This window comes from Mitsuaria sp. TWR114 (assembly GCF_007997345.1).
In genome coordinates this window covers 1-574 of record NZ_VOSR01000949.1, presented here as the reverse complement: position 1 = coordinate 574, position 574 = coordinate 1, and the positions used below count along the sequence as shown (strand labels likewise).

Annotated in this window: 1 protein-coding gene; it reads right to left on the bottom strand. The window is 76.0% G+C overall.

The genetic code is table 11. The features are described from left to right. Window positions 1-574 (bottom strand): aminotransferase class I/II-fold pyridoxal phosphate-dependent enzyme (locus FUT87_RS26205; protein WP_147242878.1); only part of this gene is annotated, 574 nt, incomplete at both ends.

Here is a 574-nt window from a genome sequence, read left to right as displayed (position 1 = left end):
CCAGCGCGTCGAGGTCGGGCCCCGCGCCGGCCGCCGGCAGCGCCAGTTCCAGCCGCTGCATCCCGGCCACGAGGCGGAAGCCGGGATAGGTGAGCGCATCCACGGCGACCACGTCGCCCGGCTCCAGCAGCGCCATCAGCGTCACCGCCAGGCCGTGCTGCGCGCCGTCCACGACCAGCACCCGGTCGCCTTCGACCTCGAGACCGCGTCGCCGCAGATGGCGCGCGATCGCGGCGCGGTCGGCGGGCCGGCCGCCATGCGGCTGGTAGCGCAGCAGCGCCTCCAGGTCGCCCGCGCCGGCCAGCTGGCGCAAGGCGCCGCGCAGCAGTTCCGCCTGACCGGGCAGCGACGGGTAGTTGAAGCTCAGGTCGACCATGTCCGCCGCCACCGCGTCCAGGTCCACGCCCTGGCCGGGCGCGAGCGCGGTCTCCTTGACGAAGGTGCCACGGCCGGTCTCGCCGCTGATCAGTCCCATTGCCCGCAGCTCGGCGTAGACGCGGGTCGCGGTGACCAGCGCGAAGCCCTCGCGGGTCGCGAGGTCCCGATGGGTCGGCAGCCGCGCGCCCGCGGGCAG